Source organism: Acrocarpospora macrocephala (genome assembly GCF_009687865.1).
Taxonomy (GTDB): Bacteria; Actinomycetota; Actinomycetes; order Streptosporangiales; family Streptosporangiaceae; genus Acrocarpospora; species Acrocarpospora macrocephala.
Genome location: NZ_BLAE01000052.1, coordinates 23,835 through 37,042, shown reverse-complemented (window position 1 = coordinate 37,042; position 13,208 = coordinate 23,835). Strand labels below are relative to the sequence as shown.

The 13,208-nt window shown below is 69.7% G+C and carries 11 protein-coding genes; 5 read left to right on the top strand and 6 right to left on the bottom strand.

Features of this window, described 5'->3' with window-relative positions; all coding sequences use genetic code 11:
• Positions 1 to 48: 48 nt before the first annotated feature.
• A complete protein-coding gene (locus Amac_RS37460) occupies positions 49 to 1,980 on the bottom strand; it encodes a fibronectin type III domain-containing protein (RefSeq protein ID WP_155359157.1) in 1,932 nt (643 codons plus the stop codon).
• 439 nt (positions 1,981 to 2,419) lie between these two features.
• Between Amac_RS37460 and Amac_RS37455 the strand changes: the two genes are divergently transcribed.
• The gene (locus Amac_RS37455; RefSeq protein WP_155359156.1) at positions 2,420 to 3,184 is read left to right on the top strand and encodes an rRNA methyltransferase; all 765 of its coding nucleotides are present in this window, start codon (positions 2,420 to 2,422) and stop codon (positions 3,182 to 3,184) included.
• On the opposite strand, the gene Amac_RS37450 is transcribed toward Amac_RS37455, so the two are convergent.
• The 4 genes from Amac_RS37450 to Amac_RS37435 form a co-directional block, all read right to left on the bottom strand.
• The gene (locus Amac_RS37450) at positions 3,138 to 3,995 is read right to left on the bottom strand and encodes a TrmH family RNA methyltransferase (RefSeq protein WP_155359155.1); all 858 of its coding nucleotides are present in this window, start codon (positions 3,993 to 3,995) and stop codon (positions 3,138 to 3,140) included. The genes Amac_RS37455 and Amac_RS37450 overlap by 47 nt on opposite strands.
• A 53-nt stretch (positions 3,996 to 4,048) precedes the next feature.
• Complete coding sequence (locus Amac_RS37445) at positions 4,049 to 5,263, bottom strand: RNA polymerase sigma factor (protein WP_155359154.1); 1,215 nt, start codon at positions 5,261 to 5,263, stop codon at positions 4,049 to 4,051.
• Complete coding sequence (locus tag Amac_RS37440) at positions 5,263 to 5,670, bottom strand: YciI family protein (RefSeq protein WP_155359153.1); 408 nt, start codon at positions 5,668 to 5,670, stop codon at positions 5,263 to 5,265. The genes Amac_RS37445 and Amac_RS37440 overlap by 1 nt, the downstream gene beginning before the upstream one ends.
• Positions 5,671 to 5,739: 69 nt before the next feature.
• Positions 5,740 to 6,474: a phytanoyl-CoA dioxygenase family protein gene (locus Amac_RS37435; RefSeq protein WP_155359152.1), complete on the bottom strand. Its 735-nt coding sequence runs from the start codon at positions 6,472 to 6,474 to the stop codon at positions 5,740 to 5,742.
• A 401-nt stretch (positions 6,475 to 6,875) separates the two neighbouring features.
• Here Amac_RS37435 and Amac_RS37430 point away from each other — a divergent pair, with 401 nt between their 5' ends.
• The 4 genes from Amac_RS37430 to Amac_RS37415 are packed head-to-tail and all read left to right on the top strand — an operon-like array spanning position 6,876 to position 12,353.
• On the top strand, positions 6,876 to 8,483 hold the full coding sequence (locus Amac_RS37430) for a GMC family oxidoreductase (protein WP_155359151.1): 1,608 nt from the start codon (positions 6,876 to 6,878) through the stop codon (positions 8,481 to 8,483).
• A 56-nt stretch (positions 8,484 to 8,539) separates the two neighbouring features.
• Positions 8,540 to 9,625, top strand: coding sequence for a hypothetical protein (locus Amac_RS37425; RefSeq protein ID WP_155359150.1), 1,086 nt, complete (start codon positions 8,540 to 8,542; stop codon positions 9,623 to 9,625).
• Entirely contained in the window at positions 9,622 to 11,058 is a 1,437-nt protein-coding gene (locus Amac_RS37420) for a hypothetical protein (protein ID WP_155359149.1), read from the top strand. The genes Amac_RS37425 and Amac_RS37420 overlap by 4 nt, the downstream gene beginning before the upstream one ends.
• Positions 11,055 to 12,353: an AAA family ATPase gene (locus tag Amac_RS37415; protein WP_155359148.1), complete on the top strand. Its 1,299-nt coding sequence runs from the start codon at positions 11,055 to 11,057 to the stop codon at positions 12,351 to 12,353. Before Amac_RS37420 ends, Amac_RS37415 begins: the two co-directional genes overlap by 4 nt.
• On the opposite strand, the gene folP is transcribed toward Amac_RS37415, so the two are convergent.
• Complete coding sequence (gene folP / locus Amac_RS37410) at positions 12,341 to 13,195, bottom strand: dihydropteroate synthase (protein ID WP_246268969.1); 855 nt, start codon at positions 13,193 to 13,195, stop codon at positions 12,341 to 12,343. The two genes, Amac_RS37415 and folP, sit on opposite strands and share 13 nt — an antisense overlap.
• Between the last annotated feature and the right edge of the window lie 13 nt (positions 13,196 to 13,208).

Below are 13,208 nucleotides of genomic sequence, written 5' to 3'. Positions count from 1 at the left end.
CCCGCCACTCGGGGACCCACGTTACGGATCGCCGCCGACAATCGTGAATCAGGGGGTGACCAGGTCGAACTGTTCCCAGCCGCCGATCGCGGCCCGGTTGGCGATCAGTGGCTGGGCGCCCGCGGCCTCGGCGCAGACATACTGGTTGTTGGCCTGGGCGCGCAGGGTGACCGTGCCGTTGGGGTTGGTGATGAGCGCGAACGTCTCCCACGGGCCGATCGCGGCCCGGTTGGCGATCAGCGGCTGGGCGCCCGCGGCCTCCGCGCAGACGTACTGGTTGCTGGACCGGGCGCGCAGGGCGATGTTGCCGTTGCCCAGATTGACGCGCTCGAACTGCTGCGCTGTCCCGGCCGAGGCGCCGTTGGCGATCAGCGCCGCGCCGTTCGCGGCCGTGACGAAGAGGTTGTTGGCCCGGGAGCGCAGCGCGACGAACGCGGTCGCCGCCGGGGTGGTCACGTTGACCGTGTTCGACGGGGCGGAGATGTTCCCGGCCGCGTCCCGCGCGGTCACGTTGAAGCTGTAGGCGGTGGACGGCGACAGACCGGTGACCGTGAACGGCGAGCCCGCCGGGGAGGCCACCACCGTGGTGCCGCGCCTGACCTGGTAGCCCGCCACGCCGACATTGTCCGACGCGGCCGACCACGACAGCGTCACGCTGGTCGGCGTCGTGCCGGTGACCTGCAGGTTTCCGGGCGCCGTGGGCGGCTGGTTGTCACCGCCGCCGCCCGCCACCGGGGGCGTGGGCCGGATCGCGGTGAGCGCGATCTGGCCTTTCAGCATGCGCCCGCCGTCGCCGGTGAGGCGCAGGTAGTAGTCGGAAGAGCAGAACGTGCCGTCCTCGTCCAGGGCGAGCAGGCCCGAGTTGGCGGGCACGGTCGCCAGCGTCTCCGTGGTCTTGGCGATCTGGTTGCCCTCGTTGAACTCGTCGAACATCGAGATGTAGATGCCCTGGCAGCCCGCGCGGATGACGTTGTAGAACTGCCGCCACATGAAGTCGCCGTGCCGGCGGCGGCGGAGGGTCACCTCGCCCGGCATCACGCACGGCTGGTAGTCGATGCCGCGGGCGTTGCATTCGGCCTGGTCGGGGACGGTGACGTTGGTGTAGAAGTTGTCGGCGTCCTGGATGGTGCTGATCCGGCCGACCATCCACGGCGAGATCATGTTGAACGCGCGGTAGACGTCGATGAAGCCGGGGCGGGAGTCGTTGATGCCCTGCCGCCAGTACGTGGGGACGCCGCCCATCACGTAGCAGCCCTGGGCCTTGAACCAGTTGATCACTTCGAGGCAGGGGGCGGGGGTGAACGGGCGGCTGGGCTCGCTGAAGCCGAAGCCCCAGATGCCGACGACCGGCTTGCCGTTCTGCTTGGCGTACATGGGGGATGCGACGTGGGCCGACATCTTGTTCAGCCAGTCGGTCTTGATCTCCGCCTGCATGTTGATCCAGTCGGTGACGTCGTACATGACGTACCACTTGCGGCCGTTGGCCTCGGCCGCCGAGCGGACCTTCACCGTCATGGCGTCACGGGTGGGACCTTCGCCCCCATTGGGGTTGAACCGCTGCAACGCGGCCGTGTCGATGTTGTTCTCCCGCATCCACCGGAAGTGGGTGTCCACCACCTGCTGGTCCCAGCTGGAGAACAGCGTGGCGGGCTGCCCGTTGTTCAGGTTCGAGTACGCGGTGACGTAGCTCTTGGTGAACTCCCGCATGTCCGGCCACGCCACGATCGTGTTGTTCGTCGGCGACGGCGGCACCTGGTTGTTGGCCCCGCTCCAGTGCCACCAGGCGTTGATCGGCGCACCGTCCCCCTTGCAGGCGAACCACCCCTGATAGCCCACCGTGATCTTCCCGACCACGTCCCCCGGCGGGCTCGCCGCGTTCGCCGCGCTGGACAGCGCCGACAACATCGTCGTGGACGACGCGGCGGCGAGAGCGGATCCGGTCACTGCGGAGGCCAAGAAGCCCCGGCGCGAGACGGTCACGTGCAACTCCTTCATTTTGGAGGGATCGTTCACGCACGTCGCGCCCGCTGGCGGAGATCGAGTCGGCGAAGGGGAATCAGGGCTTCATGCCAACAGCCACACCACCAGGAGACACGAAGCGGAGCCTGTTATCGCCGCGTAACATCGGACCGCTGGCGTCATCTTGGCAGGACCCGATACCTAAATGCAACACTCAAAAATACCGAGGAAACTTCTGTACAACCAGCACGCAAGAACATGCGCCTTCTGGATCGCTCCAGGCCGAAGCCCTCCGACGGCCCGATATTCATCGGACCTCTCGCGCTGTTGTAGATGCCGCACATGTCGGAACATGTGCGGATCAGGTTGGCCCCGCCTCCCGGCCGGCTCTTGATCGCGTCAAGGATGGATCGAGGCGCGGCCAGGGTAATCTGGGGGCCCCAGGAGAAGGACGGGCAGATTGGCGTATCGGTACGAGACGGCGCGGGCCGACTACAGCGACTTCGCCAGCGGCGCCGTTCTCCACTCCGCACCGGGCATGCCGGCCTTCCCGGTACGGCTCGCCTCCGAGATCTTCCAGCGCGCCCTCGCGCTGCGCGGCAGCGGGGATCAAGCCGTGGTGTGGGATCCCTGCTGTGGGAGCGGCTATCTGCTCACGGTGCTAGGCCTGCTCCATCGCCCGCGCATCAAGACGCTGCTGGCCTCCGACGTCTCCGACGACGCATTGGGAACGGCACGGGCCAACCTGAACCTGCTGTCCGAGCCTTGCCTGCGGGACAGGGCCGCGGAACTGGCGGACCGGGCCGAACGCTTCGGCAAACCCGGATACGCGCGGGCCGCCGAGGCGGCGGAACGGCTCGCCCGCCGGTTGGCCGAAGGCGGCGGGCCGCTGTCCCACCTGCTGGGCCGGGCCGACGTCTTCGACCCGGTCCAGCTGGCCGCCGCGATCGACGGGCACGAGCCGGATATCGTGCTCACCGATCCGCCCTACGACGAGCAGACCAGCTGGCAGGGAAGCCACCGGGACAAGGACCTCCCGGCAATGATGTCGGCGCTGGGGGCGGTTCTCCCGCCGCACACGGTAGTCGCGGTGGCCGTACGCGGCCGTCGCGTGCCCGCACAGCCGGGTATCCGCCCCCGTCAGTCGTTGCGGATCGGCACCAGGGCCGTCGCCCTGTTCACCGCCGCCGACCTCGTGGGAGCCGGCCGCTCCCCGCAACGGTGATCCGCTGCCGGGATACCTCATAAAGGAGCGCGGTGGCCGCGTTCGCGGCGTTCAGCGAGCTCGCCGCCCCGACCATGGGAATGCCCACCATGAAGTCGCACGCCTCGCGCCACGCGCTGCTGAGCCCGCTGGTCTCGTTGCCGATCAGGAGGAGCGCCGGCTGGGTGAAGTCGAAGTCGAAGACATCGCAGTCGCCGTGCTCGTCGGTACCCACCACGACGATCGGCCGGCCACGGTTACGCTGCGCGGCCACCCAGCCGACCACGTCGCTCGGCGCGGGGACCCGGACCGCGGGCAGGGAGAAGAGCGAGCCCGTGCTCGCCCTGACTGACTTCGGGTCGTACACGTCGGCGGCGTGACCGGCCACGATCAGCCCGTGCGCGCCCAGGGCGTCCGCCGAGCGGATGATGCTGCCGATGTTGCCCGGACTCGTCGGCCGGTCCAACACGACCCCCAGGAAGTCGTCCTCGACCGGGATACGGCCGAGGTCGTCGGCGGGCATTTCCACGACGGCGACGGCCTCGGGCGGCTCCTCGTTCTTCTCGCCCAGCTCCGCCACCATCTCGGGAGCCATCGCGATCCGGTCGGCCCGCACCGTGCCCAGCAACTCCTCCAGCCACTTCGACGGCTTGCGCTCGGCGTCGTAGATGAGCGCGTGGACAGGCCAGCCGTGCTGCACCGCGAGCGAGATCGGACGGACCCCCTGGACCAGGAATTCGCGAGCTCGGGACCGTTTGTTGCGGTTGGTCAGCAGGGACTGCCACTGCTGGAACCGAGCATTGCGCGTGGTGATTCGCTGAACCGTCGACACCTGTGTCCTTCCGAGGGCGAGTGATCCGCTCCGGTAGCCACCCTATGCGCCCACTACTCCCCGGCCAGCCGGGCGGCGCGCGCGTGCAGATACCGCTGCTGGGGCAGGCTCATCGTGCGCCGGGCCGCCGCTAGGTAACACTCCCGTGCGGCGGTACGGTCTCCGGCCATCTCCAGCAGGTGCGCCCGGACCGCGTGGAGCCGGTGGTCGTCGGCTAGCCGGTCGTCGAGGTCGGCTAGCAGGGTCAGACCGGCCTGGGGGCCGTGGACCATGGCCACCGCTACGGCGTGGTTGAGGGCGACCATGGGGTTGGGGGATATGCGCAGGAGAACGCCGTACAAGGCCATGATTTGCGGCCAGTCGGTGGTTTCCGCGCTCTCGGCCTCGTCGTGGACGGCCGCGATGGCCGCCTGCAGCTGGTAGGGGCCGGTCGCGCCGCGTGGGAGGGCGTCGCTGATCAGGCGTACGCCCTCGGTGATGAGCCCTGCGTCCCAGCGGCTGCGATCCTGCTCGGCCATCGGGATGAGCGAGCCGTCGGGGCCGCTGCGGGCGGGCCGGCGCGCGTCGGTGAGCAGCATCAGGGCCAGCAGACCGGCCACCTCGCCGTCCTCGGGGAGCAGCCGGTGGACCAGGCGGGCCAGCCGGATGGCCTCGGCGGAGAGTTCCCGCCGGTGCAGCGTGGGTCCCGACGTGGTCGCGTACCCCTCATTGAAGATCAGGTAGAGCACGTGCAGGACCACGCCGAGCCGTTCGGCGCGCTCCGGCCCTGACGGCATGCGGAACGCGAGCCCGCTGTCCTTGATGCGCTGCTTGGCCCGGGTGATACGCCGGGTCATCGTCGATTCCGGCACCAGGAACGCGCGGGCGATCTCCGCGGTGGTCAGGCCGCCGACGGCGCGCAGGGTGAGCGCGATCTGGGAGGCCGCCGACAGCGACGGGTGGCAGCACAGGAACAGCAGGATGAGCGTGTCGTCGGAATCCTCCACCGTCCGGTCCGCGTCCTGCAGCGTCCATTGGGCTACGGTCTCCTCGCGGCGCCGGCGGGCCTGCTGGGCGCGGAGCAAATCGGTCAACCGGCGCGAGGCGACCGTGATCAGCCAGGACTGCGGGTTGTCCGGGAGTCCCTCTTTCGGCCACTGGACGGCGGCGGCCAGGAGGGCTTCCTGGACCGCGTCCTCGGCTGTGTCGAAATTCCCGTAACGCCGGACGAGCGCGCCGAGGACCTGCGGCGCGCACTGCCGCAGCAGGTCCTCGACCTCGTGCTCCATCAGAGAAGCTCGCCGGCTCCGTCGACGATGGGCCGGATATCGGCGTAGAACACCCGGTCATCGTCGGCCGGGTGCGGCGTGTTCGTCAGCTGGGCGGCGATCTCGGTCGCCCGGTCGAAGCTCGCGCAGTCGACGATCGTGTAACCGGCGAGGACCTCCTGCGTCTCCGGGTACGGCCCGTCCGTCACGACCGGGACACCGTTCTGGAGGGAGATCCGGCGCGTGTGCACGGGCGCGGCCAGTCCCTGCCCGTCGACGAATTCGCCGGATTCGACCAGGTCGTTGTTCCACTTCGCCATGAAGGCGTGCATCGCGCCGAAGTCCTCGGGGGTCCAGGTGGACTCGCCCTGGCCGGCCATCGCGTCGTAGTCCTGCTGGGATCCGTACAGCATGATCATGTATTTCATGGTCTCTCCTTCGCCGGGGGCCTTCTCACCAGTGACGTCGGAGCCGTCCGGGGCAACCGGACATCCGTCTCAGGTGAGTCGCATCGCCGGGTCGATGCCGCGCAGCATCATGCCCTGGCCCCGGGAACGATGGACGTCGTCCAGGGGCAGCGCTTCCGGATCGCGGAACTGGACCAGCCAGGTGGTGCGCGCCTCGTCCGCCGAGTTGATCCCCGACCCGTGCACGGTGAGGTAGCTGAAGAACAGCACGTCCCCGGCCTCCGCCTCGATCGGAACCGCCGCTTCGAGCGGCCATTCGTCAAGCGGCAGATGCCAGCCGCCCTCCTCCACATGCGGCAGGATTCCGCGCTTGTGACTCCCCGGCATCACCCGGACGCAGCCCTTCTCCTCGGGCGCGTCGTCGAAGTGGAAGATGGCCGCCCCCACCGCGTCCGTCGCGTGCGGAAAATGAGCGGCGTCCTGATGCATGGGAAACGGCGACCCCTTCTCCGCCGGCTTCACGAAGATCTTCGTGTGATGCAACTGCACGTTCTCGGTCCCCAGCACCGCCGCCGCCACATCGGTGAACCGCGAATCCACCATCAACTTCGCGAACGCCGCCGAATAGAACTGCGCATCATGACAATGCCGCAACTCAGTCGGCCCACCCGCCAGCTCCCGCGCACTCCCCCACGTAGGATCCGTCTTCCGCAACCGCCCCAACACCCCATGACACTCATCCCGATATGCCGCCGCCTCCCCCTTCCCCAGCAGCCCCTTGACAAGCAGATAACCGTTGTCCCGATAGAACTCCACATCACCCATGCCGCACTCCCACCTCGAACCCCACCCCCTGGTAATGCCCACAAACACCACCCCCACCACGGTCAGGTGATGCCCAGGTCCGTTTCTCGTGGCACGTCTTGTGCCCGAGGGAAGTCGAGATCGTCATCCCAGTCAGGATCCGCCAAGAGGAACTCCTTGAAGTCCGGAGCGTCGCCCCTCATCTCGCGGTGACTTGGCAATGCTGAGAACAAGGGGCGACCTCTCCCGTGAGGTTGATCATCTGCGACTCCTCCCAACTGCTGATTTTGCCTCCTGAAGCTGCCGACTGATCACTGATCGGCAAATAGAGGTGCGGTGGTATTGACCAAGCGTTTGCATGGTGGAGTACATTCACGCTGGCCGTGGATTTGCGGTCGAGGGCTTCCGCTGCGAGGGAATGCATGGATCTGAGCGCTGACTACGTCGTGGTGGGGGCCGGGAGTGCCGGGTGTGTGCTGGCCAGGCGGCTGGCCGAAGCAGGGGCGAGTGTGATCCTGCTGGAGGCGGGCGGGTCGGATCGCACGATGTGGGTGCGGAAGCCGGGGCTGATCGCGGTCTTTCACAGCGTGCCGCAGTTGAAGAAGCGGCTCGACTGGGGGTATTACAGCGCCCCGCAGATGGACGCGCTCGGGCGGGAGATACCGCAGACGCGGGGGCGGGTGCTCGGCGGGTCCGGGTCGATCAACGGCATGGTGTTCGTACGGGGGAACAGGCAGAACTACGACGACTGGGCGGCGGACGGCTGCGCGGGGTGGAGTTACGCCGACGTGCTGCCCAGTTTCAAGCGGATGGAGAGCTGGGAGGACGGCGCGAGCGAGTTACGCGGGGGCGGCGGGCCGATCCGGGTGACCCGGGCGAAGGACATCACGCCGGCCACGCGGGCGTTCATCGAGGCGCTGGCCGACACGGCGGGCGTGCAGCGGAACGACGACTACAACGGGGAGTCGCAGGAGGGCGCGGCGCTGTTCCAGCAGAGCGCGCACGGCGGCCTGCGGTACAGCTCGTCGGTCGGATATCTGGACGATCACGGCCTGCCCAACCTCACCGTCACGACGGGCTGCCTGGTGACGCGGGTCGTGATCGCGAACGGCCGGGCGACGGGGGTGGAGGTCGCCGGGAAGTCCGGGACGGGGATGATCCGGGCCACCCGGGAGGTGATCCTCACGGCGGGCGCCTTCGGTTCGGCGCAGCTGCTGATGCTCTCCGGGGTCGGACCTGCCGCGCATCTGCGGGAGCACGGGATCGAGGTGGTCGCCGATCTTCCCGTCGGGGACAACCTGCACGATCACATGTTCGTGCCGATGAGTTTCCTCATGAAGTCGGCGCGCAACCGGGGCACGGCGCCGTACTTCGCGGCGGGAATGATCAAAGAGACGCTGCGCGGCGGGACGTGGGTGAGCCGCAGCGTCTTCGAAGGCGTCGGATTCGTCCGCAGCTCGCAGGCCGGGGATGTGCCGGATCTTCAGATTCACGCGCTTCCGTGGGGGTATCCCGGCCCGAACCAGGACGCGCCCATCCGGCACAAGGTGGACCCGCGCCCGTCCCTCACGCTGCTGGCCACGCTGATCTACCCCAAGAGCCGGGGCACGCTCCGGCTGGCCTCCGCCGATCCGGCCGCCGCGCCGATCATCGACCCGGCCTACCTCCACGACCCCGACGACAGCAGGCTGCTCCTGGACGGGATCGACCTGATCCGCGAGGTCATGGCCAACAAGATCATCGCCGACGGGGTCGGCGGGGAGATCTCCCCCGGCCGGGACTTCCCGGACCGCGCCGCCCTCAAGGACGAGGTGCCCAACCGCGCGACCACCGTCTACCACCCGGTGGGCACCTGCCGGATGGGCTCCGACGAACGCGCCGTCGTCGACCCCGCCCTCCGGGTCCGGGGCGTCGAAGGGCTCCGCGTCGCCGACGCGTCGATCATGCCGAGCATCGTCGGCGGCAACACGAACGCCCCCAGCATGATGATCGGTGAACACTGCGCGAGCTTCATGGTGGCAAACTCCTGACCCATGAGGAACACACTCACCCTGGGCAACATCGGCCTGCGGGCGGCGGCGAGCGCGTGAGCCGTCTGGACGCGATACGCGGGAGCAGCCTGCCTGTCTCGCACAACGCGCGCGCCATCGCCGCGCTGGCCGCCAACCCCGCGTGCGATCGGCGGGCCGTCCTGGACGGCGCCGGGATCGACAAGAGCGGGATCGTGGCGCATCTCGGGTTCCCCGCGCGGTTCGGCCAGTCGCCGTTCGCGATCACGCGGACCCGGGAGTTCAAGGCGATCGTCAAGGCCGATGACGGCGCGCACGTGCTGCGACTGCTGCGCGAGCTGGGCCTTCCTGCGGAAGAGGCGAAATATCACGACGTCGGAGCCGCCAGCGGTCAAGAAGCGCGGCACCGGCGCACCATGGACGTGCTCGGCGCGGCGGCGCGGGAGGCGACCGCCCTCGTCGACCGCCCGCTGCTCAAGCTCGGCGTGGCGGGCCACGAGGTCTACCTGGAACCGGACGTCATCGCCTTCCAGGCCGACCGGCGATTCCACGTGGTGGCGATCAAGTCGTTCCCGATCATCGACGGGCAGGCGGACGCGGGCAAGGTGTCCGCCGCCGCCCGCGAAGCGGCCGTCTACGTGCACGCGATGCGGGATCTGTTCGGCCGGCTCGGTCTGGATCCCGAAGGTGTGTCCCACGATGTCGTCCTGATCTGCCCCAAGGATTTCATGAACTTCCCGACCGCCTGCCTGGTCGACGTACGCCTCCAGCTCGAAGCGCTGAAGCGGCAGCTGGCGCGCCTGGCCAGGATCGACACGATCCTCGACCGGCTGCCGCCCGATCTCAGCCTCGACCTGCGGCTGGACGGCGAGACGCCGACCCGCCCGGCGGCCGAACTCGGCGCGGCCCTGTCCGCCATTCCGGCGAGGTACGCCCCTGAGTGCCTGGCCGCGTGTGAGATGGCCTACTTCTGCCGGGACGAAGCCCGCGCGTGCGGCTCGCTGGAAGCCCTGGGACGGTCCGTACGCGATGATCTCGGCGGCATCCAGTCGCTGGACCTGGCGATCGAGCTCATGGCGGGCGGGCACGTCCCAGCCGATCACGCGGCCATCGCCGAACGGCTGGGTTTCGTGCGGAGGATCCTCGACGAGGCGGTCGCGTGAGCCTGCTGCGATCGTTCCTGACCGTGCGAGCCGTCCGGGACGGGCGGGCCCAGCCGGCCGCGACCGTGCGCCACGCCCACCTGTCGGCGGAGCCGCTGGTGTTCATCCCGCTGCGGATGGCCGGCGAGGCCGCCGCGCCGCTGGCCGCGATGCTCGGCACCGACCGCGCCGCCCCCAGGCTCCTGGTCATCGCGAACCCCCGCAACCGCGACCAGCGTTTCGCCTTCATGGCCGAACTCGCCGAACTCGTAGTGCCATATATCCAGAAATATGCCGCGCAGGTGGAAATTTCGGATACCAAGAGCGCGTACGAGCGCTGCCTGGACGCCCCGCAGATCCTGGTCCCCAACCCCGGCGGAATCGCCTTCACCCGGCTGATCGGGCGATCCACACGCTTCCGCGCGACCGAGGGCCCGCACGCGGTCCCGCCGCCGGTGCCCTTGCTGGGCCGGTGGCTGACCTTTCTCCACGAACGCGCCGAGTTCGCCGGTTCGGCCATGCTGCTCGCCATGACCGACGTCCTCGCCGAACACTGGGTCACCGGCCTGAGCGCCGCCGAAAACGGAAACCTGGCCGCGCAGCTGGCCTGGATCGATCCGCCCGAGGGCATGACAGGCCCGCAGGCCGCGCTCCTCGCGGAGGATCCGCTGCGCTCACCCCCGGCAGGGCCGGACACCGATCCGGACTTCGACCGGCATGTCCTGCAACCGCTCATCGACAGATCCGCGGCACAGGCCCGGCTGCACGAGGCGCTGCGGGGGCAGCTCGAGCCCACCTGGAACCTGATGTGGCGTGCGGTCGATCTCCTGCGTGGCGTACCCGCCGCGGAGAGTGCGGCAGGGCGGTGGGAACGGGATCGTGCGGCGCTGGCCAGGCAGAGCGCGTCGATCGCCGAAGGCGGGCCGCCGCCGGGTCGGTGGGACAGCGCGGTCGCGGCGGCGCGGCGGCTGTCCGCGCTGGAGGGCGCGCGGCAGAGCTACGAGGCGAGCAAGGCGTTCGACGACCCGCTGGTGATGGCCGACCACCGGGCCGAGGGCGCCGCCTTCGCCGGGAAGGTGATCGCCGTCGACGCCGACCGGAAGATCATCCCACCCGGCAAGAAGCGCATGGTGGCCCGCCCGCTGGTGAACATCCAGACCAGCGATCCGGTACGCCTCCCGCCCGGCCGGAAACTCCTCTCCGCCGCACGCCCGAAACAGGGCACCGTCCTCATGTCCGTGGACGCCGACATCGTGACCCTCCAGATCAACAGCGGCATGACCAAGGACGCGACCCTGCCCGCGCCCGGCGAGATCGTCTGCTACACCGAACTCGATCCCGCGGGCGCCCGCCGGCCGGCCCTCCCCGATGTGGCCGAAACCCCGTGGACCCACGGCGGCCCGCCCCCCGCCTACGTACCGACCGACGAGGACGCGCAGGAGGCGTGGTCATGACCCCACAGGATCGAGCCAGGGCCACCACCGCCGAAATCCTCACCGACTACACCAGCGGCGCCCATCGCGGGCTGGTCGTCGACTCCCCGCCCGGAGCGGGCAAGACCACCCTGGTCGTGTCGGCCACCATCGAACTCGTCAAAGCCGACCAGCGGCTGATGATCGTCGCCCAGACCAACGAGCAGGTCGACGACCTGGTCGACAAGCTCGCGAGCAACGCCCCCGGCACCTCCATCGGCCGCCTGCACGCCGAGGGTTTCGAGCCTCCCGACCGCGTCACCCGCCACCCCGGAGTCACCCTCCACAACAAGATCGAAAATGTCGAGAACTGTCAGGTCGTCGTCGCCACCGCCGACAAATGGGCGTACATATCCGGGCGCGCCTGGGAGTGGGCGATCGTGGACGAGGCCTACCAGATGCGCTCGGACAAGCTCCTCGCCGTCGCCCCGCTCTTCGCCGCCGGCCACACCCTGTTCGTCGGCGACCCCGGCCAGCTCGACCCGTTCTCGGTGATCGAGAGCGACCGCTGGACCGGCATGGCCTGGGATCCGCTGCAGAGCGCCGTCGCGGTGACCCAGCGCATCAACAACCTCAAGGTCCACCAGCTCCCCGTCTCCTGGCGGCTGCCCGCCAGCGCGGCCCCGATCGTCTCCCGCGCCTTCTACCCCGCCGCGGGCTTCTCCCCCGGCACCGCCCCCGGCGACCGCCGCCTCGAACTCACCGTCCCCGGCCCGCGCGACCCCACCATCGAGGAAGCGGCCGCGTCCGGCTGGGCCCTGCACGAACTCCCCGACCGCCACACCGTGCGCACCGACCCCGAGGTGGCCCACGCGTGCGCCACCCTGGCCCGCAGGATCCTGGAACGCGGCACCGTCGCCCACGACGAGCACGGCTCCCACCCCGTCACCCCCGACCGCATCGCCATCGGCTGCGCCCACAACGACCAGGTGGCCGCCGTCCGCGCCGCGGGCGCCCCCGAGGGCGTCACCATCGACACCGCAAACCGCCTCCAAGGCCGCGAATACGACATCACCCTCGTCTGGCACCCCCTCTCCGGCCGCCGCGACGCCACCGCCTTCCACCTCGAATCCGGCCGCCTCTGCGTCCTCACCTCCCGCCACCGCCACGCCTGCGTCGTCGTGGCCCGCGCCGGCATCCCCGCCCTCCTCGACCACCACCCCTCCAGCCCGCGCATCCAGCTCAACGTCCCGATCAAGTTCCCCGACGGCTGGACCGCGAACCACACGATCCTGGCCCACCTCGAACAGCACCGGATCCGATCTCACATGTTGTGACGGAGGTTGTCGGGGCTGTGCCAGCCGAGGAGGGTCTCCGTCATGCGGACGGCGTCCACGGAGGCGCGGACGTCGTGGACGCGGATGATGCGGGCGCCGTTGAGGATGCAGAAGACGGCGGCGGCGAGGGAGCCGGGGAGGCGGTCGTGCTGGGCTCTGCTGAGGGTTTCGCCGATGAAGTCCTTGTTGGAGAGGGCGACCAGGAGCGGGTGGCCGAGGGAGGCGATCTCGGGGAGGCGGCGGGTCAGGGCCAGGGTGTGCAGGGTGTTCTTGTTGAGGTCGTGCCCGGGATCGATGATGATCTTGTCGGCGGCGACGCCGGAGTGGCGGGCGAAGGCGACGCGGTCGCGGAGGAAGGCGACGACCTCCGCGGTCACGTCGTCGTAGGTGGGGCGGGGGTGGCGGACGCGGGGCCCGGAGAGGCTGTGGGTGACCACCAGGCCGGCGTTGGCGGTGGCCACCGCCGTGGCGAGGGCGGGATCGCTGACGCCGCTGGTGTCGTTGACGACGTCGGCGCCGGCCTTGAGGGCGGCCTCGGCCACGACGCCGCGGTGGGTGTCGACGGAGATGACGGCGTCGGTGGCGGCGCGGACGGCCTCGATCAGCGGGACCACGCGGTCGATCTCCTCGGCGGCCTCGACCTGGGGGCCGTCGGGGCCGAACGGCACGCCGCCGATGTCAAGCCAGTCGGCGCCGTCGGAGACCGCGGTGAGCGCGGCCTCGACCGCTCGGTCCAGGGCGAAGGTGCGGCCCCGGTCGTGGAAGGAGTCAGGCGTGCGGTTGATGATGGCCATCACCGCGACCTGCCGAGCGAAGTCGAACGTCCGAGCTCCCAGCTTCATGACACCGATCTCA

Coding starts and splice junctions, on each gene's coding strand:
- Amac_RS37440 (WP_155359153.1), bottom strand. CDS start 5,670: ATGAAATACATGATCATGCTGTACGGATCCCAGCAGGACTACGACGCG.
- Amac_RS37430 (WP_155359151.1), top strand. CDS start 6,876: ATGGATCTGAGCGCTGACTACGTCGTGGTGGGGGCCGGGAGTGCCGGG.
- Amac_RS37445 (WP_155359154.1), bottom strand. CDS start 5,263: ATGGAGCACGAGGTCGAGGACCTGCTGCGGCAGTGCGCGCCGCAGGTC.
- Amac_RS37435 (WP_155359152.1), bottom strand. CDS start 6,474: ATGGGTGATGTGGAGTTCTATCGGGACAACGGTTATCTGCTTGTCAAG.
- Amac_RS37415 (WP_155359148.1), top strand. CDS start 11,055: ATGACCCCACAGGATCGAGCCAGGGCCACCACCGCCGAAATCCTCACC.
- folP (WP_246268969.1), bottom strand. CDS start 13,195: ATGAAGCTGGGAGCTCGGACGTTCGACTTCGCTCGGCAGGTCGCGGTG.